Here is a 20,896-nt window from a genome sequence, read left to right as displayed (position 1 = left end):
ATTGTGATGGGTACAGTCGCGTTTTTCCTGCTTTGTACCTGTAATTTCCGGAGGCTATTGTGTCCCTCGCTTTTTCTGACGATCAACCGCGCTATCAGCAGCTGGCAGCAAAATTTGCTGACGCTATTCATCAGGGATCGCTGCGACCCGGCGCACGCCTGCCTGCTATCCGGCGGGTGGCGCAGTCGCATCAGCTCAGCGTGAATACCGTGCTCAGCGCCTGGCAGCTGCTGGAAGATCGCGGACTGATTGAGGCGCGGCCGCAGTCAGGTTATTACGTGCGCGGTGTGCTGCCGGCCGTTACGCCGTCGCTGCAGACGCCCGCTGCAGAAATCAGCGATCCGGATGCACAGAAGCTGGCGCTGATTGAGCAGGTTTTTGCCGCGCAGAATAATCCTGACTACACCAATATTTCACTGGCCTGTCCGCAGGACAGCGAACTTTTTCCTTCAGCGAAGCTGGGCCGGATCACCGCCGCGCTGATCCGGCGCCAGGGCGACATTATCGGCCGCTATGCGCTGCCGCCCGGCAGCGAGCGGCTGCGCGAGGAGATCGCCCGGCGCAGCGTGCATACCGGACTGAACCTTACCGCTCAGGCGATCACCCTCACCCACGGCTGCATGGAGGCGCTGCAGCTGGCGCTGCGTGCGGTTACGCAGCCCGGCGACTGTATCGGACTGGAATCCCCCACCTATTTTTTCCTGTTTCCGCTGCTCGCCTCGCTGGGGCTGAAAGCGCTGGAGATCCCGACCGATCCGCATCGCGGCCTCTCACTGGATGCGCTGGAGATGCTGCTGCAGGAGCAGCGCATTCAGGCGCTGATCGCCATGCCGGGCGCGCAAAATCCGCTGGGGTACGTGATGCCGCTGGAGAACAAAAAACGGCTGGCCGCGCTGATGAATCACCACCGCATCCCGCTGATTGAAGACGGACTCTATGATGAACTGCAGTTTGACTGGCCGCTGTCCCCGCCGGTTAAGGCGTTCGATCGCAATGGCTGGGTGATTTACTGCACCAGCTTTACCAAAACCGTGGCCCCTGATTTCCGCATTGGCTGGACCGCCGCGGGCCGGTTTCACGCCAGCATCGCGCGGCTGAAGGCGGTTTCATCAATGACTGAATCGCGGCTGCTGAGCGAGACGCTGGCAGAGTTCCTGGCCAGCGGAGGCTATGATCATCATCTGCGCTCGCTGCGCCGGCGCTATGCGGCAAACCTGGATGCGGCTCGGGGCATTCTGGCACGCCATTTCCCGCAGGGGACACGCGCCACGCTACCGCGCGGCGGTTTTGTTTTCTGGGTCGAGCTGCCGGGTGAGATCGACACGGTTATGCTGTTTACCCGGCTGCTGCAGGAGCAGATCTGCGTCACGCCAGGTGCGCTTTATACACTGAGCGAACGCTACCGGCATGCGCTGCGCCTCTCCTGCTGCTATCCGTTTGACGCGCGTTATACCCGTGCCTTAGCGCGCACGGGCGCCCTGGCGTGTGAGATGACCGGCATCGCCCCTGCTGTGCCTTAAGGCGTGCCGTTGCGTCCCCAGGTGGTAAAGCCGGGACGCTCCGTCAGCCGCTCATAATAAGTCTGTATCGCCGGAAAATCGGGGTGATCCAGCGGCGTCTCAAACCAGCGGTTCACCGCCAGTCCGACCGGAATATCCGCCAGGCTGAAGTGACGTCCGGCCACGTAGCGGCCCGATTTTTCCAGCTGCTGGTTGAGAATGCCCATGGTGTGCGTCCAGCCTTTTACCGCTGCCGCGAGCAGGCGGGGATCCTGATGCGCCGGCGAATTACGCACCAGCGACATAAAGGCGTAGCGCCAGGAGGTATTCAGCTCAGTGGCCTGCCAGTCGATCCACTGATCTACCGGCGCGCGTACGCGCGGTTCGTCCGGATAGAGCCATGCGCCACCGTAGTTGCTGGCCAGGTAGCGCAGAATAGCGTTGGATTCCCATATCACCAGCCCGTCGTCGATGATGACCGGCACCAGCGCGTTGGGATTCAGCGCCATAAACTGCGGTGCATGCAGCGACAGCCCGTCGTCGCCCCAGGCCTCATGTTTATAGGTGATATTCAGCTCAGCGCAGAGCCACAGCACTTTGCGCACGTTGATGGATGTATTACGACCTAAAATTTTTAACATTGCGGACTCCGCCTGCAGAATTATTAATCTATTCATAGTCCTGTTAGCACGCTTTTACCATGCGCAGGGTATCATTCCCCATATTGACTGACAGAAAAGGGATCGGTATGAGAGTGGCGTTTAAACAAGTGGACGTTTTTACCGCAACGGCATTCCGCGGAAATCCGCTGGCTGTGATCATGGATGCACAGGAGTTAGCTGACGGGCAGATGGCAGCCATTGCGCGCTGGACCAATCTGTCAGAGACCACCTTTGTTCTGCCGCCAGAGCACGGTGCGGCGGACTACCGCGTACGCATTTTTACCCCGGAAGGGGAGCTGCCGTTTGCCGGTCACCCGACGCTGGGTACGGCACATGCGCTGCTGGAAGCGGGCTGGCCGCTGAAAAACGCCGGCTGCATTATTCAGGAGTGCGGCGTCGGGCTGGTCGAAGTGCGTATCGCCGCCGATGGCGCGCTGGCGTTCGCGGCCCCGGCGGCGAGCCTGACGCCGTTCAGCGATGCGCTGATAAGCCGCGCGCTTAACAGTGAGGCCTTTGATCTGACGCAGTCGCCTGCCGTGGCGGATATGGGAATTCGCTGGCTGCTTATCCCGCTCAGCAGCGCGCAGGCGGTACGCGATGTCACGGCTTCCGCGGCCGATCTGCAGCAGCTGCAGCAGCGCGCTGGCGTCAGCGGCACGCTGATTTTTGGCACACTGCCGCCGGGGGAGCCGGAGCAGTATGAGGTGCGCGCGCTACTGGTGGAGAATGGCAGCCTCACTGAAGATCCGGTCACCGGCAGCGCTAATGCCTGTCTGGCACGCTACCTGGCGGCACAGGGCCAGACGCGCAGCTACCGGGCACGCCAGGGCAGCGTGATCCAGCGCACCGGCCGTATTGACGTTACCTATACGGAGGAGGCAATCTGGATTGGGGGTCAGACGGTAACGGTAATAGACGGTACCATCACGCTCTGACGCGCCGCTCTTACGTCAGCAGGCAGTCACAACGCCTGACCGCCCGATGCTTCAATGCGCTGGGCGGTGATCCAGCCGCTCTCCTCGCTCAGCAGCATGCAGATAGCGTCACCGATGTCGTCCGGCAGCCCGACCCGCCCCAGCGCGGTGACGGACGCAATCTGCGCGTTGAGGTCACGCGTATCGCGCACCCGTCCGCCGCCAAAGTCAGTCTCAATCGCGCCGGGTGCCAGGATATTGACGCGAATGCGCCGCGCGCCCAGCTCTTTCGCCTGATAGCGCGTCAGCACCTCCATGGCGCCTTTCATCGCGGCATAGGTCCCGGAACCGGGCTGCGTGATGCGGGTCAGGCCGCTGGAGATATTCAGGATGCGACCGCCGTCGTTCAGCAGCGGCAGCAGCGTCTGGGTCAGAAAAAACGGGCCTTTCAGGTGCACATTGACCAGCGCATCAAATTCCGCCTCAGTGGTTTCGGTCAGCAGCCGATAGTGGCCATGACCTGCATTATTTACCAGAAAATCAAACCGGTCGCGCTGCCAGAGGCGCTGTAGCGTCTGCGTGAGCTGTTGTGCAAAGGCAGCGAACTGGCGGCTGTCACCCACGTCCAGCGGCAGCGCAGCTGCCTGCACGCCCAGCGCTTCGATCTCCTCCACCCCTCTCTGCGCTTCATCGGCGTGACTTCGGTAGGTAAATACAATATGTGTGCCGCGCGCGGCCAGTTTCAGGGCTGCATTCCGTCCCAGACCGCGGTTTCCGCCGGTAATCAGCGCAATTTTGTGATTCATAACTCTCTCCTGCTGCAAAAGTGAACGTCTGATAAAGATATTCAAACCAAAGTGATCTATAAACGCAGATAACTGCGCAGCACTGTTTCAATAACAACAACAATCGGTGAACAACATGGATAAAATTCATGCAATGCAGGTTTTTGTACGGGTCGCGGAGATGGGCAGTTTTACCCGGGCAGCGGAAAGTCTGGGTTTACCCAAGGGCAGTGTGTCACGTCAGCTGCAGGCGCTGGAAAATCAGATGGGCACGCGCCTGCTGCACCGTACCACCCGGCGCGTGCATCTCACCCAGGACGGGCTGGTCTATTACGATCGCTGCCTCGATCTGCTGTCGATGATGGAAGATATGGACAGTCTGTTTCAGCATGACCCGGCCACGCTGAGCGGCAAACTGCGGGTCGATATGTCGGTGGCGATGGCCACCCGCTTTATTCTGCCGCGCCTGCCGGAATTTCTGCAGCACTATCCTGGTATTGAGCTTGAGCTGAGCAGCAGCGATCGCCAGGTGGATGTGATCCGTGAAGGGTTTGACTGCGTGGTGCGCGTGGGCGAGCTGAAAGATTCCGGGCTGATTGCGCGAAAAATTGGCACCTATGCCTTGATCAACTGCGCCAGTCCCGACTACCTTTCCCGCTTCGGACGCCCGATACGGCTGGAGGAGCTGTCGCAGCACGCCATGGTGCACTATACCCAGCAGCTGGGTCAGCCCGCGCCGGGATTTGAATATTTTGATGGCCGGCAGTGCCACTATGTGCAGACCGGCGGCGTGGTCACGGTAAACAGCACTGAAACCTATCGGGCCGCCTGCCTGGCCGGACTGGGCATTATTCAGGTGCCGGCAATGGGTGTTCAGCCGCTGCTGGAGTCGGGTCAGCTGGTGGAAGTGCTGCACGCCTTTCCGGCAAAACCGATGCCGATTACGCTGCTCTATCCGCACCGCCGTAACGTGGCGCGCCGCGTGCGGGTGTTTATGGAGTGGCTGAGTCAGGTGCTGCAGGAGTACGTCACCTGACGCATCCGCCGTGCCCGTTATTTAGGGTATATAATTTCAGTTTCGCAGTGAACAGGATGCCTATCGTCTATGACAGACAAAACAACCCAGGAGTCAGCCGCCGATCCAAAGCCGCTGATCGATATCCACACCGGTAACAAAACCGTGGATGGCTCAATTCGTCGCGTGTCGCGCTTCGCCACGTGGTTTCAGTCTATTCCGGCTGTGGCCCACTTTATCCGGGCGCTGGATCGCTTTAATGACCGGCTGGGCAGCCAGTTTGGCGCGGCGATCACCTATTTCTCTTTTTTATCACTGATCCCGATCCTGATGGTGTCGTTTGCCGCCGTGGGGTTCGTGCTGGCGTCCAATCAGGATTTGCTGTCAGAGCTGATTAACAAAATTGTCAGCAGCATCAGCGATCCCACGCTCGCCACTACGCTGAAGAATACCGTGAACACCGCGATCCAGCAGCGTGCTACCGTGGGGCTGACCGGTCTGCTGCTGGCCCTCTATTCCGGTATTAACTGGATGGGCAACCTGCGCGAAGCGGTCCGCGCGCAGTCGCGCGATGTCTGGGAACGAACGCCGGATGATAAAGAGGTGTTCTGGAAGAAATATCTGCGCGATCTCTTCTCACTCCTGGGGCTGATGCTGGCGCTGGTGATCACCCTTTCGCTGACCTCGATTGCCGGTGCTGCTCAGGCGGCTATCGTCAGTGCGCTGGGGCTGGATGGCATTGACTGGCTGCGTCCGGTCATGACGGTCATTGCTCTCTCAATCTCCGTGCTGGCGAACTATCTGCTCTTTCTGTGGATTTTCTGGATCCTGCCGCGTCATAAGCCGCGTAAAAGAGCGCTGCTGCGCGGTACGCTGCTGGCAGCCATCGGCTTTGAGGTGATTAAATTCGTCATGACGCTGACGCTGCCGAAGCTGGCAACCTCTCCTTCAGGTGCCGCCTTTGGTTCGGTACTTGGCCTGATGGCGTTTTTCTACTTCTTTGCCCGCCTGACGCTGTTCTGCGCCGCGTGGATCGCCACGGCGAAATATAAAGGGGACACGGAAATGCCACAGCCGCGTCAGCCCTCCTGACAGCGTGTGCAGGGCAACTGACTAAACAGTAATATCTGTTTCCTGCTGGCGAATTTCAGCGCATCCGCCAGCAGGAAACCCCGGCAGGACACTTTTATTTAGCGGTTTGGCAGCGATTCACGCCAGAAAAATGCTCCCTGCCGCTGCCATCCGCCATCAATCCGGTTAACTCAGACATTATCCTCTTTTTCGGCGAAAATCGCCGTTTTGCCACGCTTTTTGCTCATTGAATGCCGCATACCAGGTGCGTAATATTTCTGGTTTACATTTACAATTAAGAAACATTTATGCAAGCCTCCATCACAGAAACACCTGACGCACTGCACGACGATGCGCCGGTCAATTCGCGCGGTAAAGTTGTCGTTGCTTCCCTGGTCGGTACCGCTATCGAGTTCTTCGATTTCTACATTTACGCCACCGCAGCGGTTATCGTCTTTCCGCATATTTTCTTTCCGCAGGGGGATGCCACCGTTGCTACCCTGCAGTCGCTGGCAACCTTTGCCATCGCCTTTGTCGCGCGGCCAATCGGCTCAGCGGTGTTTGGTCACTTTGGCGATCGCGTCGGTCGTAAGGCGACGCTGGTCGCTTCGCTGCTGACAATGGGCGTCTCAACGGTGCTGATTGGTCTGCTGCCGGGTTATGAAACCATTGGCGTTGCTGCGCCGCTGCTGCTGGCGCTGGCACGCTTCGGCCAGGGACTGGGGCTGGGCGGTGAATGGGGAGGTGCCGCGCTGCTGGCAACGGAGAATGCGCCGGCGAAAAAGCGCGCGCTCTACGGCTCGTTCCCGCAGCTGGGCGCACCGATTGGCTTTTTCTTTGCTAACGGCACGTTCCTGCTGCTCTCCTGGCTGCTGACCGACGAGCAGTTTATGCAGTGGGGCTGGCGCGTGCCGTTTATCCTTTCGGCGGTGCTGGTGCTGATCGGCCTTTATGTGCGCGTCTCGCTGCATGAGAGTCCGGTTTTTGCCAAAGTGCAGAAGGAGCAGAAGCAGGTGCGTATGCCTATCGGCACGCTGCTGAGCAAGCATATGACGGCGACCATTCTCGGTACGTTTATCATGCTGGCTACCTATACGCTGTTCTACATCATGACCGTCTACTCAATGAGCTACGGCACCGCGCCGGCACCGGTCGGACTCGGCTACTCGCGCAACAGTTTTCTGTGGATGCTGATGGTGGCGGTAATCGGATTTGGCGTAATGGTACCGATTGCCGGTCTGCTGGCCGATCGTTTTGGCCGCCGCAGAACCATGATCACGATTACGCTGATGATTATCGCTTTTGCACTGATGTTTCCGCTGCTGCTTGGCTCCGGCTCGCAGATTCTGGTGATGGGCTTTCTGCTGCTGGGTCTGAGCATTATGGGCCTGACGTTTGGTCCGATGGGTGCGCTGCTGCCGGAGCTGTTCCCGACCGAAGTGCGCTATACCGGTGCTTCTTTCTCTTATAACTTGTCGTCGATTCTCGGGGCTTCCGTCGCGCCTTATATCGCTACCTGGCTCAATGCAAATTATGGCCTGCAGGCAGTAGGTTTCTACCTTGCCGCTATGGCAGTACTGACGCTGATTGCCCTGATCGCCTGTAAAGAGACGCGGCACCAGACGCTGTATGATGCGGCGTAACGTCGCGTTCTGATGCAGTACAAAAACCCGGCCAGTCCGGGTTTTTTATTACGTAAGGCCGCGAGGGCGGGATGGTGCGGCGCCCCTGCGGGGTGTATCGCGTAGGGGCCGCATTTATGCGGCCCGTTGAGCCAGGGCGCCATTAATGGCGCCCCTACGGGTGGTGCGGCGCCTCTGCAGGATGTATCGCGGTAGGGGCCGCATTTATGCGGCCCGTTGAGCCAGGGCGCCATTAATGGCGCCCCTACGGGTGGTGCGGTGCCTCTGCAGGATGTATCGCGGTAGGGGCCGCATTTATGCGGCCCGTTGAGCCAGGGCACCATTAATGGCGCCCCTACGGGTGGTGCGGTGCCCCTGCGGGGTGTATCGCGTAGGGGCCGCATTTATGCGGCCCGTTGAGCCAGGGCGCCATTAATGGCACCCCTACGGGTGGTGCGGTGCCTCTGCAGGATGTATCGCGGTAGGGGCCGCATTTATGCGGCCCGTTGAGCCAGGGCACCATTAATGGCGCCCCTACGGGTGGTGCGGCGCCTCTGCAGGATGTATCGCGGTAGGGGCCGCATTTATGCGGCCCGTTGTGCCAGGGCGCCATTAATGGCGCCCCTACGGGTGGTGCGGCGCTCCTGCGGGGTGTATCGCGTAGGGGCCGCATTTATGCGGCCCGTTGAGCCAGGGCACCATTAATGGCGCCCCTACGGATGGTGCGGCGCCTCTGCAAGATGTATCGCGGTAGGGGCCGCATTTATGCGGCTCGTTGTGCCCGGGCGCTGTTCTGCGCAATAAAAAACCCCGGCAGGCCGGGGTTTGATGAGGCTGAAAATTGTCGGGCGGAAGATTTAACCAGCTACCGCGATACGTTTCATATCGGTCATATAGCCACGCAGTTTGCGGCCAACGGTTTCAATCGGATGCTGACGAATCGCTTCATTAACGTCACGCAGCTGCGCGTTATCAACCTGAGTGCCTTCCGTCGCTTTACCCAGATCGCCTGGCTGCAGCGTGGTCATGAACTCCTGCAGCAGCGGCACGGCCGCGAATGAGAACAGATAGTTGCCATACTCGGCGGTATCGGAGATCACCACGTTCATCTCATACAGGCGCTTACGCGCGATGGTATTAGCAATCAGCGGCAGCTCATGCAGCGACTCATAGTATGCAGACTCTTCAATGATGCCGGCGTCTACCATGGTTTCAAACGCCAGCTCAACGCCCGCTTTTACCATCGCGACCATGACGACACCTTTATCGTAGTACTCCTGCTCTTCGATTTTGCCTTCAAACTGCGGCGCGTTTTCAAACGCCGTTTTGCCGGTCTCTTCGCGCCAGGTCAGCAGGTTTTTGTCGTCGTTTGCCCAGTCAGCCATCATGCCGGACGAGAATTCACCCGAGATGATGTCATCCATATGCTTCTGAAACAGCGGCGCCATAATGGTTTTCAGCTGCTCAGAAAGCGCATACGCACGGATTTTTGCCGGGTTAGAGAGACGATCCATCATCAGAGTAATGCCGCCAAACTTCAGCGATTCGGTGATGGTTTCCCAGCCGAACTGAATCAGTTTTTCGGTGTAGGCGACATCGTGCCCTTCAGCCACCAGCTTGTCGAAGCAGAGCAGCGAACCCGCCTGAAGCATGCCGCACAGAATAGTCTGCTCACCCATCAGGTCCGATTTTACTTCCGCCACAAAGGAGGATTCCAGCACGCCCGCACGGTCACCGCCGGTAGCCGCTGCCCAGGCTTTCGCGATGGCCATACCTTCACCTTTCGGATCGTTTTCCGGATGCACAGCGATAAGCGTCGGAACGCCAAAGCCACGCTTATACTCTTCGCGTACTTCAGTACCCGGGCACTTCGGTGCCACCATCACCACGGTGATATCTTTGCGAATGGTTTCGCCCACTTCAACAATATTAAAGCCGTGCGAGTAGCCCAGCGCTGCGCCATCTTTCATCAGGGGCTGAACCGCTTTCACAACAGAGGAGTGCTGTTTGTCTGGCGTCAGGTTAACCACCAGATCTGCCTGCGGGATCAGCTCTTCATAGGTGCCCACTTTAAAGCCGTTTTCTGTTGCTTTGCGGAACGAGGCGCGCTTTTCCGCAATCGCTTCTGCACGCAGCGCATAAGCCACGTCCAGTCCGGAGTCACGCATATTCAGACCCTGGTTCAGGCCCTGTGCGCCACAACCCACTATCACTACTTTTTTACCTTTCAGGAAGCTGGCGCCATCGGCGAACTCATCGCGCGCCATAAAGCGACATTTGCCCAGCTGCGCTAACTGATTGCGCAGGTTTAATGTGTTGAAGTAGTTAGCCATGGGGTACTCCGCATCAATGTTGTGTTTGCATTATTGTCTGGTAACGGCGCCTGCTTCAGCGCCGCGAATGACCCCATCATATGACAGGAAATCCATTGCTTAAATTGATATATTAACAACGTTACATTGCAATTTTTGCAATACAGAATGTCAGGAGATTCCGGATGGATTTACGCGATTTAAAACTCTTTCTGCATCTGGCGGAAAGCTGCCATTTTGGCCGCACGGCACGCGCCATGCACGTCAGCCCCTCTACGCTGTCGCGCCAGATCCAGCGGCTGGAAGAGGATGTCGGTCATGCGTTGTTTCTGCGGGATAACCGCACCGTGACGCTGACGGAAGCGGGTGAACGTCTGCGCCAGTTTGCCCAGCAAACGCTGCTGCAGTATCAGCAGCTGCGTCACGTCATGGATCTCAACGGCCCCTCACTAAGCGGTGAGCTGCGTCTGTTCTGCTCGGTGACCGCCGCGTACAGCCATCTGCCGCCGATTCTCGATCGCTTTCGTGCTGAACATCCGCAGGTGGAGATCAAGCTTACGACCGGCGACGCAGCAGACGCCATTGAGATGGTGCAGTCGGGTGAGGCCGATCTGGCCATCGCCGGCCGGCCGGAATCGCTGCCCGCCAGCATCGGCTTTACGCCGCTGGGACTGATCCCGCTGGTGCTGATTGCGCCGGCGCTGCCCTGCCCGGTACGCAGTCAGGCCACGCAGACGCAGCCCGACTGGTCACAGATCCCGTTTATTATCCCGGATCAGGGGCCGGCGCGGCGCGGTATCGATCTCTGGTTCCGGCGCTATCGTCTCGCTAATCCGCAGATCTACGCCACGGTGGCGGGTCATGAGGCGATTATCTCGATGGTGGCGCTGGGCTGCGGAATTGCGCTGGTGCCGGATGTGGTACTGGAGAACAGCCCTGAGCCGGTGCGAAACCGGGTGATGACGCTGGAGGGCGTGGAGTCAGTAGCGCCGCTGAAGCTGGGCGTTTGCGTACAAAAAAAGCGGCTCGGGGAGCCGCTGATTCACGCGTTCTGGCACCTGCTCTGATTACTGCCCGGCGAGGAAGAAACGAAAAGCCGGGTTATTCGCCTCATCGTGCCACTCGTAACCCAGTGCCGTAAGGTGGGTTTCGAAATCGGGTTCTTTGTCATTCACTTCAAAGGCCGCCAGCACGCGACCAAAATCGGTGCCGTGACTGCGGTAGTGAAACAGTGAGATATTCCAGTGCGCACCCAGCGTCTGCAGAAACTTCAGCAGTGCGCCCGGCGCTTCCGGGAACTCAAAACTGAAAAGCCGCTCGCGCAGCGGTTTTGACGGACGCCCGCCAACCATATAACGCACGTGCAGTTTGGCCATCTCATCATCAGAGAGATCCACCACCTGGTAGCCCCCTTCCGTAAGCTGGCTGATGATCTCGCTGCGCTCCTCAAGACCGCGCGTCAGGCGCACGCCGACAAAGATGCAGGCGCTGTCCGCATCCGCATAACGGTAGTTGAACTCCGTAACCGATCGGCCGCCCAGCGTCTGGCAGAATGTCAGAAAGCTGCCCTGCTGTTCAGGAATGGTCACCGCCAGCAGCGCTTCCCGCTGCTCTCCCAGCTCGCAGCGTTCAGAGACATAGCGCAGACCGTGGAAGTTGACGTTAGCGCCCGACAGCACGTGTGCCAGACGCTCACCTTTGATGTCGTGCTGCTGGATATACTTTTTCATGCCCGCCAGCGCCAGCGCACCTGAGGGTTCCGCCACTGCGCGCACATCCTCAAACAGATCTTTCATCGCCGCACAGATGGCATCGCTGTCGACGGTGATGATGTCGTCGAGATACGCCTGGCAGAGCCGGAAGGTTTCGCTGCCGATGCGTTTCACCGCCACGCCCTCGGCAAACAGCCCGACGCGCGGCAGATCCACCGGCTCACCTGCCGTCAGCGCGGCTTTCAGGCAGGCAGAATCCTCAGACTCAACCGCAATGACTTTGATCTGCGGCATCAGCTGCTTGATCAGTACCGCGACTCCGGCTGCCAGCCCGCCTCCGCCAACCGGGACAAAGACGCGATCGAGATGCGCATCCTGCTGCAGTAGCTCCATCGCCAGCGTGCCCTGTCCGGCAATCACCGCCGGGTGATCAAACGGCGGCACAAAGGTGTAACCCTGCTGCTCCGCCAGCTCAATCGCCTTCGCTTTGGCTTCATCAAAACTGGCACCAAACAGATACGCTTCGCCACCGAACGCCCGTACTGCATCGACTTTGATGTCAGCCGTCGTGACCGGCATGACAATCAGCGATTTAAGTCCCAGCGTGCTGGCTGAGAGCGCAACCCCCTGCGCATGGTTACCGGCAGAGGCAGTCACCACGCCGCGCGCTTTCTGCTCTTCGTTTAATCCGGCGATCATCGCATAGGCGCCGCGCAGCTTGAAGCTGTGCACCGGCTGCCGATCTTCACGCTTCACCAGAATAGTATTGCCCAGCCTTGATGAGAGCTTCTCCATCTTCTGCAGGGGCGTCACCTGCGCAATTTCATAAACCGGCGCACGCAGAATGGCGCGCAGGTATTCCGCGCCGTCGGGCGACGCGGAAAGGGGTTGAGACTCAGCCATACCATCAGCCTCCCAGCTTCGACTTGTCGCGTACCGCGCCTTTATCTGCGCTGGTCGCCAGTGAGGCGTAAGCACGCAGCGCAAAAGAGACCTGACGTTCGCGGTTGTGCGGCGTCCACGCAGCTTCCCCGCGCGCAGCTTCTTCTTCACGGCGGGCGTGCAGCTCGTTATCCGGTACCGCTAATTTAATGCCGCGATTCGGGATATCGATCTCAATCAGGTCACCATCTTTCACCAGCGCAATGGTGCCGCCGCTCGCCGCTTCCGGCGAGGCATGGCCGATTGAGAGGCCGGATGTGCCGCCAGAGAAGCGTCCGTCGGTGATCAGCGCGCAGCTTTTGCCAAGGCCCATCGATTTCAGGTAGGTGGTGGGATAGAGCATCTCCTGCATACCCGGACCGCCTTTTGGCCCTTCATAGCGAATGACGACGACATCGCCTGCCACCACTTTACCGCCCAGGATCGCTTCAACGGCATCATCCTGGCTTTCGTAGACTTTCGCCGGCCCTTTAAAGGTCAGGATCTCTTTATCGACGCCCGCCGTTTTAACAATGCAGCCATCTTCTGCCAGGTTGCCGTACAGCACCGCCAGGCCGCCATCCTGTGAGTAGGCGTGTTCGCGCGTACGGATACAGCCCTCAGCACGATCGTCATCCAGCGTGTCCCAGCGACAGCTTTGCGAGAACGCCTGCGTGGTGCGGATGCCCGCCGGGCCGGCGCGGAACATATCTTTTACGGCCTGGTCCTGCGTCAGCATGATGTCGTACTGATCCAGCGTCTCACGCATTGTCTGCTGCAGAATATTGCGCGCGCTGGTGTCGATCAGGCCAGCCCGATCCAGTTCGCCAAGAATACCGATTACGCCGCCGGCGCGGTGCACATCTTCCATATGGTATTTCGGGGTGCTGGGCGCCACTTTACACAGCTGCGGGACTTTACGTGACAGGCGGTCAATATCGGAGATATTGAAGTCGATCTCGCCCTCCTGCGCCGCTGCCAGCAGATGCAGTACGGTATTGGTGGAGCCGCCCATGGCAATATCCAGCGTCATGGCGTTCTCAAACGCTGCTTTGGTCGCGATATTACGCGGCAGCATGTTGACGTCATCCTGCTCGTAGTAGCGTTTGGTCAGGCTCACAATGCGTTTACCCGCATTGATGAACAGCGCTTTACGATCGGCGTGTGTGGCCAGCAGCGAGCCGTTGCCCGGCTGCGACAGGCCCAGCGCCTCAGTCAGACAGTTCATGGAGTTAGCGGTGAACATTCCGGAACAGGAGCCGCAGGTTGGGCAGGCTGAGCGCTCAATCTGTTCACTGTCGGCATCGCTGACGTTTGGGTTCGCACCCTGAATCATGGCATCTACCAGATCCAGCTTGATGATCTGGTCGGAGAGTTTGGTTTTGCCTGCTTCCATCGGGCCGCCGGAGACAAAGATCACCGGAATGTTGAGGCGCAGTGCCGCCATCAACATGCCCGGGGTGATTTTGTCGCAGTTGGAGATACAGACCATCGCATCCGCGCAATGGGCGTTGACCATATACTCTACGGAGTCGGCGATCAGCTCACGTGACGGAAGTGAATACAGCATGCCGCCATGCCCCATGGCGATACCATCATCTACCGCAATGGTGTTGAACTCTTTTGCCACGCCGCCCGCTGCTTCAATCTGCTCTGCAACCAGCTTGCCGAGGTCGCGCAGGTGCACGTGCCCCGGTACAAACTGTGTGAATGAGTTCACTACCGCAATAATCGGCTTGCCGAAATCATCATCGGTCATTCCGGTGGCGCGCCACAGGGCACGGGCACCCGCCATATTACGGCCGTGGATGGTGGTGGCTGAACGGTACTTAGGCATGCTCTATTTACTCCAGTCTGAAAAATGACGCGGGCGCTGCTGCCCCCGCGTTGCTGTCTTGTTACGGATTAACCTGATCCAGCCAGCCATACTTATCTTCGGTTTCGCCGGTAAACAGGCCAAAGAACGCTTTCTGAATTCGGGTGGTCACCGGACCACGCTTGCCTTCACCGACCTGAATGCCGTCAACGCTGCGTACCGGGGTGATTTCCGCAGCGGTGCCTGACATGAAGATCTCATCGGCCAGATAGAGCGACTCGCGTGACAGCACCTGTTCGCGCACTTCGATACCGAGATCGTGTGCCAGTTTGATGATTGCATCGCGGGTGATGCCCGGCAGAGCGGAAGAGGTAAACGGCGGCGTAAACAGAATGCCATCTTTAACTTCAAACAGGTTTTCGCCCGCGCCTTCGGAGATGTAGCCCTGCGTATCCAGCGCGATCCCTTCCTGATAGCCGTGGCGGCGCGCTTCGCTGCCCACCAGCAGAGAGGAGAGATAGTTACCGCCTGCTTTGGCCGCAGTAGGCAGCGTATTAGGGGCCACGCGATTCCACGAGGAGACCATGGCATTGATACCCTGCTCCAGCGCTTCCGGACCGAGGTAGGCTCCCCACGGGAAAGCCGCAATGATAACGTCAGTGGTAAAACCGTCCGGCGGGTTAACGCCCAGGCCCACATCGCCGACAAACGCCAGCGGACGGATATAGGCGCTCTTCAGATTGTTAACGCGGATCACTTCGCGGCAGGCTTCCATCAGCTCATCGACGCTGGCCTTGATCGGAAAACGATAAATTTTCGCGGAGTCGTGCAGACGCTGCATATGTTCACGGTGACGGAACACTACCGGGCCTTTGTGCGAGTCGTAGCAGCGTACGCCTTCAAACACCGAAGTACCGTAATGCAGTGCATGAGACATAACGCTGACTTTTGCGTCTTCCCACTTAACCATTTCTCCGTTGAACCAAATAAAGTCTGCTTTCTTCGTACTCATCGTTATGTCCTTTGGCGACTAAGCGCGGATTTGTTGTGTTGTCTGCTGCTGGATCTCGACACAGGCGACATCCAAAAGTTTGCGTAACTGAGAAGACAGTAAATCGACTGAGCGCTGGCTGGCAACGGTCATTTCGATATTAATGTTGTCTGCATTGCTGGCGGAGCCCATATTCATTGCGCAGACCTGAAAGCCACGGTGGCGAACAACGCGCAAAATGCGCTCCAGCACTTCCGGGCGAAAACGGGCTTCAATTGATAACTGATGCTGATTCATACGGTTTTCTCCATCATGTTTGCGTTGCTGGCACCCGGCGGGACCAGTGGCCAGACGTTTTCATGCTCATCAATCGAAACATGCAGGAAATAAGGTCCTTCGCTGTTCAGCAGAGCATCAATCGCGGCGTCAACTTCATCTTTACGGCTGATACGCTGGCCTGGAATATCAAATGCGCGGGCCAGCATCAGAAAATCGGGGTTATCAGTCAGGGTGGTCTCGCTATAGCGGCCATCGAAAAAAAGCTGCTGCCACTGGCGCACCATGCCCAGCCGCTGGTTATCCAGCAGCAGAATTTTTACCGGCAGCTGTTTGCGTTTAATGGTACCCAGCTCCTGAATGTTCATCATGATGGAACCGTCACCGGAAACGCAGATCACCGTGTCATCAGGACGGGCAATCTGCGCACCCACGGCCGCTGGCAGGCCAAACCCCATGGTGCCGAGACCGCTGGAGGTGATGAAATTTTCCGGCGCGCTGAACGCCATATGCTGCGCCGTCCACATCTGATGCTGACCCACATCGGTGGTCACGATGGTACTGTCCGGCTTGCGATCGGAAACCTGCTTCAGCAGCAACGGCGCATAAATCGCGTCGCCTGGGTGATCGTAGCGCCAGCTAAATTCCGCTTTCATCGCACGGACTTCATTACGCCATGCATCAATCTGCAGTGGCATGCTCAGCGCGGGCAATATCTGCCGGAGATCGCCCGGCAGCGAAACGTGGGCACGGCGCAGTTTGTTCAGCTCCGCCGGATCGATATCGATATGAATGACGCTGGCATGCGGCGCAAAGGTATCCAGCTTGCCGGTCACGCGGTCATCAAAGCGGGCACCTACTGCAATCAGTAAATCGCACGACTGTACGGCAAGGTTAGCCGCTTTAGTGCCGTGCATGCCGAGCATACCGAGATAGAGCTCGCTGCTGCTCTCTGCGCAGCCGAGTCCTTTCAGGGTCGAGACCACCGGGATCCCGCTTTCTGCAGCCAGGGCACGCAGCGCCGGGACCGCCTGCGCCATGCCCACGCCGCCCCCAACGTACAACACGGGTTTTGCTGCACGTGCCATTAAGGCGCGAGCGTCATCAATGTGTTGCGGTGAATGGGAAAGCGTCTCCTCAACCGGCAGCAGATGGGGCGTCAGTTCCGCGCTGGCAATCTGGATATCTTTTGGAATATCAACCAGCACCGGCCCCGGACGTCCCGACTGCGCGATAGCAAAGGCTTCGGCCATTACTGAAGGCAGATCGTCAAGCGACTCCACCAGAAAACTGTGTTTGGTGCAGGCCAGCGACAGCCCGAGGACGTCAATCTCCTGAAAAGCGTCGGTGCCCATGACAGCGGATGAGACTTGTCCGGTAATGGCTACTACGGGCACAGAATCCATCATCGCATCCGCCAGGCCGGTGATCAGGTTAGTGGCGCCCGGACCGGAGGTTGCGATGCAGACGCCGGTTTTACCCGTGGCTCGGGCATAGCCGATAGCGGCTATCACCGCACCCTGCTCATGACGGCACAACAGATGTTCTACGCCGCCATCATATAGCGCATCGTACACGGGCATGATAGCGCCGCCAGGATAACCGAACACGGTATCAACGCCCTGCGCGCGTAATGCCTGAACTACCCATTGTGCACCTGTCATGGTTATTCTCCTGTAATCCTGTGAGAACAACAGAATTTTATGCTACTGCTCATAATCTGCTCCTCGCTAATCAGCTGATAGTTTGTCTGGTCAAAAAAAAACCCCCGGACCTTTCGGTGCGGGGGTTTTTGAGATTTCAGACTTGATTTTTAAGCCTTTCTTTCTCCAGACGCAGCCCCGCACGGTGGGTTAATAATCACCACCACGCTAATCACGACTAGGCTAATCACGGATAGAAGGGCTTTCATACGTTGTCTTTTATTCGCTTGTTCGAAGTAATGCCTACAGAGTTATCATAGTTAGCAGGTCATTTACAATAATTTTCATCAGCCAATTTTCCGTGGTCGGGATGTAATTATCGTTATCACCTTGTAAAAACTAGGTTATTCAGATTTGTGATAAATATTCATTACGCCCGGCACGTAACTGCACGCCGTTTAGCGGAAGCGAGCGCTCATTGTTAGTGAAACCAGTGGAAAAACGCAGGAAAATGCGGAATAAAGCAGGCAAAACGGTATACCAGGCATCGCAGATAGCGTGCTAACGGGCAAAGATAGAGGCAACAAGGAGGAGTGATGTCTTTATCTAAAGTTCTGACCCGTGCGGCACTGGGTATTGAAGCGCCGCTGGTCACTGTTGAGGTCCATATCAGTAACGGATTGCCCGCGCTGACGCTGGTCGGCCTGCCTGAAACCACGGTTAAGGAGGCACGCGAACGGGTACGCAGCGCCATCATTAATAGTGGGTTCAGCTTTCCGGCTAAACGTATCACTATTAATCTTGCACCTGCCGACCTGCCCAAAGAGGGAGGCCGCTACGATCTGCCGATTGCTATTGCGCTTCTCGCAGCCTCAGAGCAGCTGCCAGGAGATAAACTTGCGCGCTATGAGTTCCTGGGTGAGCTTGCCCTTAACGGCGCGCTCTGTGGCGTGCAGGCCGCGATTCCGGCCGCGATGGCAGCGCTCAGGGCCGGCCGTCAGATGATTGTTGCCGAGCAAAATCAACAGGATGTGGGGTTAATTCAGCAGGGGGAAACGCTGACCGGCGTGCACCTGAGTGAAATATGCGCTTTTCTGCATAATCAGACCATGCTCAGGGTGGCACAGGCCGCTACTGAAGACGCCACGGAGCCTCTGCAGGATCTGCGTGACGTTATTGGTCAGCAGCAGGGACGGCGTGCGCTGGAGATTGCCGCCGCAGGCGGACATAATCTCCTGCTGCTCGGACCGCCCGGTACAGGTAAAACAATGCTGGCGACGCGTCTGCCGGGCATTATGCCACCGCTGGACGACAGTGAAGCGCTGGAGTGTGCGGCCATTGCCAGCCTGGTCACTACGGGCGGGCAGCGCGCTCAGTGGCGTAAGCGCCCTTTCAGGGCGCCTCATCACAGCGCCTCTCTCTACGCGCTGGTTGGCGGAGGCTCAATACCCCGTCCGGGTGAAATCTCCCTGGCGCACAATGGCGTACTGTTTCTGGATGAGTTACCGGAATTTGATCGTCGTGTTCTTGATGCGCTGCGCGAACCTATCGAGTCAGGTGAAATTGCCCTCTCCCGTACGCGGGCTAAAGTGACCTATCCTGCCCGCTTCCAGCTGATTGGCGCAATGAACCCCAGCCCCACCGGGCATTATCAGGGCAATCACAACCGCTGTTCACCACAGCAGGTACTGCGTTATCTCAGCCGGTTATCAGGGCCTTTTCTGGATCGCTTTGATTTGTCGCTTGAGATCCCGCTGCTGCCGGGCGGAACGCTGAGTCAGCAGACTGTTACCGGTGAGAGCACTGCACAGGTCAGGGAACGGGTACTGGCGGCCAGAGCACGTCAGCAGGCCCGCGCCGGCAAGATTAATGCCCATCTTACTAATGCCGAGATTACGCGAGACTGTGTGTTGAACCAGGCTGATGCAGAGTGGCTGGAAGAAATACTGAATACGCTGGGATTGTCAGTACGTGCGTGGCAGCGCATCCTGAAAGTGGCCAGAACCATCACCGATCTTGCCGGAGAAACCCAGATATTACGGTCGCATCTGCAGGAAGCGGTAAGCTATCGCAGCATCGATCGTCTGATGATTTATCTGCATAAAACGCTGGAATAAAAACGGGGCCATTCAGAGCCCCGTTTTATCAGTCATCACTGTCGCTGAAATCTTCAACCGTATCCATCTGCGGCTTGCCACCTGAGAGGGTGTGAAAGCGTTTGGGACGCTTGATGCGAGCGGTATACTTAGACCAGACGCGCTCTGCTTCGGTCAGCGGCTCACGTTGTCCGCGGCACACTTCAAGGAATGAGCGCTCTTCCTCTGTTACGGGTTCGCGTTTTGCCAGATCAAGCTCATTAAAGGCATATCCATGGCGTTCCAGAAGCTGGGCCTCTTTAATGGTGAAATCACCATGACGTGAAAATCCACGTGGATAATGTTTGTTATCGAAGAAACGATTTGTTGTTGCGAAGCTTTCCGCCATTTTACACGCTCCTGATTCTCATATGGCCGTGCTATTTATGGCGCGGAGTATTAGATAGGCTTGACAGAGTGTAAAACAAAACATTTAAATCAGTACGACAAACAAATTTTGGGAGAATAGTGTGGATACGGAATTACTGAAAACTTTTCTGGAGGTGAGCAGAACGCGTCATTTTGGACGCGCTGCGGAGGCGCTGTACCTTACGCAATCTGCTGTCAGTTTTCGCATCCGTCAATTGGAAAACCAGCTGGGCGTGAATCTTTTTACCCGCCATCGTAATAATATCCGCCTGACTTCAGCAGGTGAACGACTATTACCTTATGCGGAAAGCCTGATGAGTACCTGGCTGATGGCAAAAAAAGAGGTTTCGCATACGCAGCAGCACCATGAGCTCTCTATCGGGGCCAGTGCTTCTCTGTGGGAGGCTTATCTTACGCCATGGCTCCAGACGCTCTATGAGAACCGTGAGAGCCTGCATATGGAAGCCCGTATTGCCCAGCGTCATTTGCTGGTTAAACAGCTGCACGAGCGGCAGCTTGATCTGTTAATCACGACAGAAGCACCAAAAATGGATGAGCTGACCAGCCAGCAAATTGGTCATATATCGCTTGCTCTGTTCCGGGCGCGTAAAACAGAAAAGCGCGAGAAATATGATTATATCAAACTGGAATGGGGGGCAGATTTTCATCAGCATGAAAGCTATTTGTCCAGCGATGACGTTCCGGTATTAACAACAACATCAGCACATCTCACACGAGAACTGTTACATACGACCGGGGCCTGTGCTTTTTTACCCGATTCCTGGCAGGCAATATATGACGATATTGTACTGATCCCTGACACACCGGTAGCGGTGCGCCCGCTGTATGCCGTCTGGCTGCAGAACAGCGATCAGCAAACGCATATTCGTCAGCTGCTTAAATTTCCGGTTCTGGCGCATTGAGATAAAAGACAGAGAAGGGTCTGAAGCGATTAAAGCAGGCGCAGACTCTTTATTTTTTGCATGGATGCAGAGGGAGCCTGAATTTCAGGCAAAAAAAATCCTTTGCCGAAGCAAAGGATTGTTTTCTGGCAGGGGCGGAGGGACTCGAACCCCCAACACCCGGTTTTGGAGACCGGTGCTCTACCAATTGAACTACGCCCCTAAATAGGGTGGCGGAACGGACGGGGCTC

The 20,896-nt window shown here is 57.4% G+C and carries 18 protein-coding genes and 1 tRNA gene; 8 read left to right on the top strand and 11 right to left on the bottom strand.

Annotated features, from left to right (window positions below; genetic code table 11):
* Nucleotides 1-59 precede the first annotated feature (59 nt).
* The gene (locus B3041_RS11935) at nucleotides 60-1,520 is read left to right on the top strand and encodes a PLP-dependent aminotransferase family protein (RefSeq protein ID WP_292974328.1); all 1,461 of its coding nucleotides are present in this window, start codon (nucleotides 60-62) and stop codon (nucleotides 1,518-1,520) included.
* On the opposite strand, the gene B3041_RS11930 is transcribed toward B3041_RS11935, so the two are convergent.
* A complete protein-coding gene (locus B3041_RS11930; protein ID WP_065648495.1) occupies nucleotides 1,517-2,140 on the bottom strand; it encodes a glutathione S-transferase family protein in 624 nt (207 codons plus the stop codon). The two genes, B3041_RS11935 and B3041_RS11930, sit on opposite strands and share 4 nt — an antisense overlap.
* 107 nt (nucleotides 2,141-2,247) lie before the next feature.
* Here B3041_RS11930 and B3041_RS11925 point away from each other — a divergent pair, with 107 nt between their 5' ends.
* Complete coding sequence (locus tag B3041_RS11925; protein WP_292974326.1) at nucleotides 2,248-3,096, top strand: PhzF family phenazine biosynthesis protein; 849 nt, start codon at nucleotides 2,248-2,250, stop codon at nucleotides 3,094-3,096.
* Nucleotides 3,097-3,122: 26 nt separating this feature from the next.
* On the opposite strand, the gene B3041_RS11920 is transcribed toward B3041_RS11925, so the two are convergent.
* Complete coding sequence (locus tag B3041_RS11920) at nucleotides 3,123-3,881, bottom strand: SDR family NAD(P)-dependent oxidoreductase (RefSeq protein ID WP_292974324.1); 759 nt, start codon at nucleotides 3,879-3,881, stop codon at nucleotides 3,123-3,125.
* Between the two features lie 115 nt (nucleotides 3,882-3,996).
* On the opposite strand from B3041_RS11920, the gene B3041_RS11915 reads away from it, so the two are divergent.
* From B3041_RS11915 to B3041_RS11905, 3 genes are all read left to right on the top strand, one after another.
* Nucleotides 3,997-4,896, top strand: coding sequence for a LysR family transcriptional regulator (locus tag B3041_RS11915; RefSeq protein ID WP_292974322.1), 900 nt, complete (start codon nucleotides 3,997-3,999; stop codon nucleotides 4,894-4,896).
* A gap of 69 nt (nucleotides 4,897-4,965) precedes the next feature.
* Nucleotides 4,966-5,967 (top strand): inner membrane protein YhjD, encoded by a 1,002-nt coding sequence (gene yhjD, locus B3041_RS11910; RefSeq protein WP_065648491.1) that lies wholly within the window; start codon nucleotides 4,966-4,968, stop codon nucleotides 5,965-5,967.
* Nucleotides 5,968-6,254: 287 nt separating this feature from the next.
* On the top strand, nucleotides 6,255-7,589 hold the full coding sequence (locus B3041_RS11905) for an MFS transporter (RefSeq protein ID WP_065648490.1): 1,335 nt from the start codon (nucleotides 6,255-6,257) through the stop codon (nucleotides 7,587-7,589).
* A gap of 836 nt (nucleotides 7,590-8,425) precedes the next feature.
* Here the strand turns inward: B3041_RS11905 and ilvC are convergent.
* The gene (gene ilvC / locus B3041_RS11900; protein ID WP_065648489.1) at nucleotides 8,426-9,901 is read right to left on the bottom strand and encodes a ketol-acid reductoisomerase; all 1,476 of its coding nucleotides are present in this window, start codon (nucleotides 9,899-9,901) and stop codon (nucleotides 8,426-8,428) included.
* 164 nt (nucleotides 9,902-10,065) lie between these two features.
* Here ilvC and ilvY point away from each other — a divergent pair, with 164 nt between their 5' ends.
* Nucleotides 10,066-10,947 (top strand): HTH-type transcriptional activator IlvY, encoded by an 882-nt coding sequence (gene ilvY, locus B3041_RS11895; RefSeq protein WP_065648488.1) that lies wholly within the window; start codon nucleotides 10,066-10,068, stop codon nucleotides 10,945-10,947.
* Here ilvY and ilvA read toward each other — a convergent pair whose 3' ends face one another.
* The 6 genes from ilvA to ilvL all read right to left on the bottom strand — a co-directional run bounded on the left by ilvA (nucleotide 10,948) and on the right by ilvL (nucleotide 17,508).
* Nucleotides 10,948-12,495 carry a threonine ammonia-lyase, biosynthetic gene (ilvA, locus tag B3041_RS11890; protein WP_292974318.1) on the bottom strand — a complete coding sequence of 516 codons (1,548 nt, stop codon included), beginning with the start codon at nucleotides 12,493-12,495 and terminating at the stop codon, nucleotides 10,948-10,950.
* Between the two features lie 4 nt (nucleotides 12,496-12,499).
* On the bottom strand, nucleotides 12,500-14,350 hold the full coding sequence (gene ilvD, locus B3041_RS11885; RefSeq protein WP_292974316.1) for a dihydroxy-acid dehydratase: 1,851 nt from the start codon (nucleotides 14,348-14,350) through the stop codon (nucleotides 12,500-12,502).
* A 61-nt stretch (nucleotides 14,351-14,411) separates the two neighbouring features.
* Nucleotides 14,412-15,341 (bottom strand): branched-chain amino acid transaminase, encoded by a 930-nt coding sequence (locus B3041_RS11880; RefSeq protein ID WP_039381127.1) that lies wholly within the window; start codon nucleotides 15,339-15,341, stop codon nucleotides 14,412-14,414.
* 18 nt (nucleotides 15,342-15,359) lie between these two features.
* A complete protein-coding gene (ilvM, locus tag B3041_RS11875; RefSeq protein WP_039381130.1) occupies nucleotides 15,360-15,617 on the bottom strand; it encodes an acetolactate synthase 2 small subunit in 258 nt (85 codons plus the stop codon).
* Nucleotides 15,614-17,260 (bottom strand): acetolactate synthase 2 catalytic subunit, encoded by a 1,647-nt coding sequence (ilvG, locus tag B3041_RS11870; RefSeq protein WP_065648485.1) that lies wholly within the window; start codon nucleotides 17,258-17,260, stop codon nucleotides 15,614-15,616. Before ilvG ends, ilvM begins: the two co-directional genes overlap by 4 nt.
* 149 nt (nucleotides 17,261-17,409) lie before the next feature.
* Nucleotides 17,410-17,508 (bottom strand): ilv operon leader peptide, encoded by a 99-nt coding sequence (gene ilvL / locus B3041_RS11865; RefSeq protein WP_071669254.1) that lies wholly within the window; start codon nucleotides 17,506-17,508, stop codon nucleotides 17,410-17,412.
* Between the two features lie 327 nt (nucleotides 17,509-17,835).
* Here ilvL and B3041_RS11860 point away from each other — a divergent pair, with 327 nt between their 5' ends.
* Entirely contained in the window at nucleotides 17,836-19,356 is a 1,521-nt protein-coding gene (locus tag B3041_RS11860; protein WP_065648484.1) for a YifB family Mg chelatase-like AAA ATPase, read from the top strand.
* 28 nt (nucleotides 19,357-19,384) lie between these two features.
* Here the strand turns inward: B3041_RS11860 and B3041_RS11855 are convergent, their stop codons facing one another.
* Entirely contained in the window at nucleotides 19,385-19,723 is a 339-nt protein-coding gene (locus B3041_RS11855; RefSeq protein ID WP_065648483.1) for a DUF413 domain-containing protein, read from the bottom strand.
* A gap of 121 nt (nucleotides 19,724-19,844) precedes the next feature.
* Between B3041_RS11855 and hdfR the strand changes: the two genes are divergently transcribed.
* The gene (hdfR, locus tag B3041_RS11850; protein WP_065648482.1) at nucleotides 19,845-20,666 is read left to right on the top strand and encodes an HTH-type transcriptional regulator HdfR; all 822 of its coding nucleotides are present in this window, start codon (nucleotides 19,845-19,847) and stop codon (nucleotides 20,664-20,666) included.
* Nucleotides 20,667-20,792: 126 nt separating this feature from the next.
* Here hdfR and B3041_RS11845 read toward each other — a convergent pair.
* Nucleotides 20,793-20,868 (bottom strand) — tRNA-Trp (locus tag B3041_RS11845).
* Between the last annotated feature and the right edge of the window lie 28 nt (nucleotides 20,869-20,896).

The sequence above is a fragment of the Pantoea sp. UBA4549 genome (assembly GCF_002387285.1).
Lineage (GTDB): Bacteria > Pseudomonadota > Gammaproteobacteria > Enterobacterales > Enterobacteriaceae > Pantoea > Pantoea borealis.
The sequence above is the reverse complement of the archived record's forward strand: the minus strand, read 5'-3'. Positions and strand labels throughout refer to the sequence as shown.

Excerpts from the sequence above, each read along its gene's own strand:
- B3041_RS11880 (WP_039381127.1), bottom strand. The coding sequence starts at position 15,341 with ATGAGTACGAAGAAAGCAGACTTTATTTGGTTCAACGGAGAAATGGTT.
- B3041_RS11925 (WP_292974326.1), top strand. The coding sequence starts at position 2,248 with ATGAGAGTGGCGTTTAAACAAGTGGACGTTTTTACCGCAACGGCATTC.
- ilvA (WP_292974318.1), bottom strand. The coding sequence starts at position 12,495 with ATGGCTGAGTCTCAACCCCTTTCCGCGTCGCCCGACGGCGCGGAATAC.
- ilvY (WP_065648488.1), top strand. The coding sequence starts at position 10,066 with ATGGATTTACGCGATTTAAAACTCTTTCTGCATCTGGCGGAAAGCTGC.
- ilvL (WP_071669254.1), bottom strand. The coding sequence starts at position 17,508 with ATGAAAGCCCTTCTATCCGTGATTAGCCTAGTCGTGATTAGCGTGGTG.
- B3041_RS11915 (WP_292974322.1), top strand. The coding sequence starts at position 3,997 with ATGGATAAAATTCATGCAATGCAGGTTTTTGTACGGGTCGCGGAGATG.
- ilvD (WP_292974316.1), bottom strand. The coding sequence starts at position 14,350 with ATGCCTAAGTACCGTTCAGCCACCACCATCCACGGCCGTAATATGGCG.
- ilvG (WP_065648485.1), bottom strand. The coding sequence starts at position 17,260 with ATGACAGGTGCACAATGGGTAGTTCAGGCATTACGCGCGCAGGGCGTT.
- B3041_RS11855 (WP_065648483.1), bottom strand. The coding sequence starts at position 19,723 with ATGGCGGAAAGCTTCGCAACAACAAATCGTTTCTTCGATAACAAACAT.
- yhjD (WP_065648491.1), top strand. The coding sequence starts at position 4,966 with ATGACAGACAAAACAACCCAGGAGTCAGCCGCCGATCCAAAGCCGCTG.
- B3041_RS11930 (WP_065648495.1), bottom strand. The coding sequence starts at position 2,140 with ATGTTAAAAATTTTAGGTCGTAATACATCCATCAACGTGCGCAAAGTG.
- B3041_RS11860 (WP_065648484.1), top strand. The coding sequence starts at position 17,836 with ATGTCTTTATCTAAAGTTCTGACCCGTGCGGCACTGGGTATTGAAGCG.
- B3041_RS11920 (WP_292974324.1), bottom strand. The coding sequence starts at position 3,881 with ATGAATCACAAAATTGCGCTGATTACCGGCGGAAACCGCGGTCTGGGA.
- B3041_RS11905 (WP_065648490.1), top strand. The coding sequence starts at position 6,255 with ATGCAAGCCTCCATCACAGAAACACCTGACGCACTGCACGACGATGCG.
- ilvC (WP_065648489.1), bottom strand. The coding sequence starts at position 9,901 with ATGGCTAACTACTTCAACACATTAAACCTGCGCAATCAGTTAGCGCAG.
- ilvM (WP_039381130.1), bottom strand. The coding sequence starts at position 15,617 with ATGAATCAGCATCAGTTATCAATTGAAGCCCGTTTTCGCCCGGAAGTG.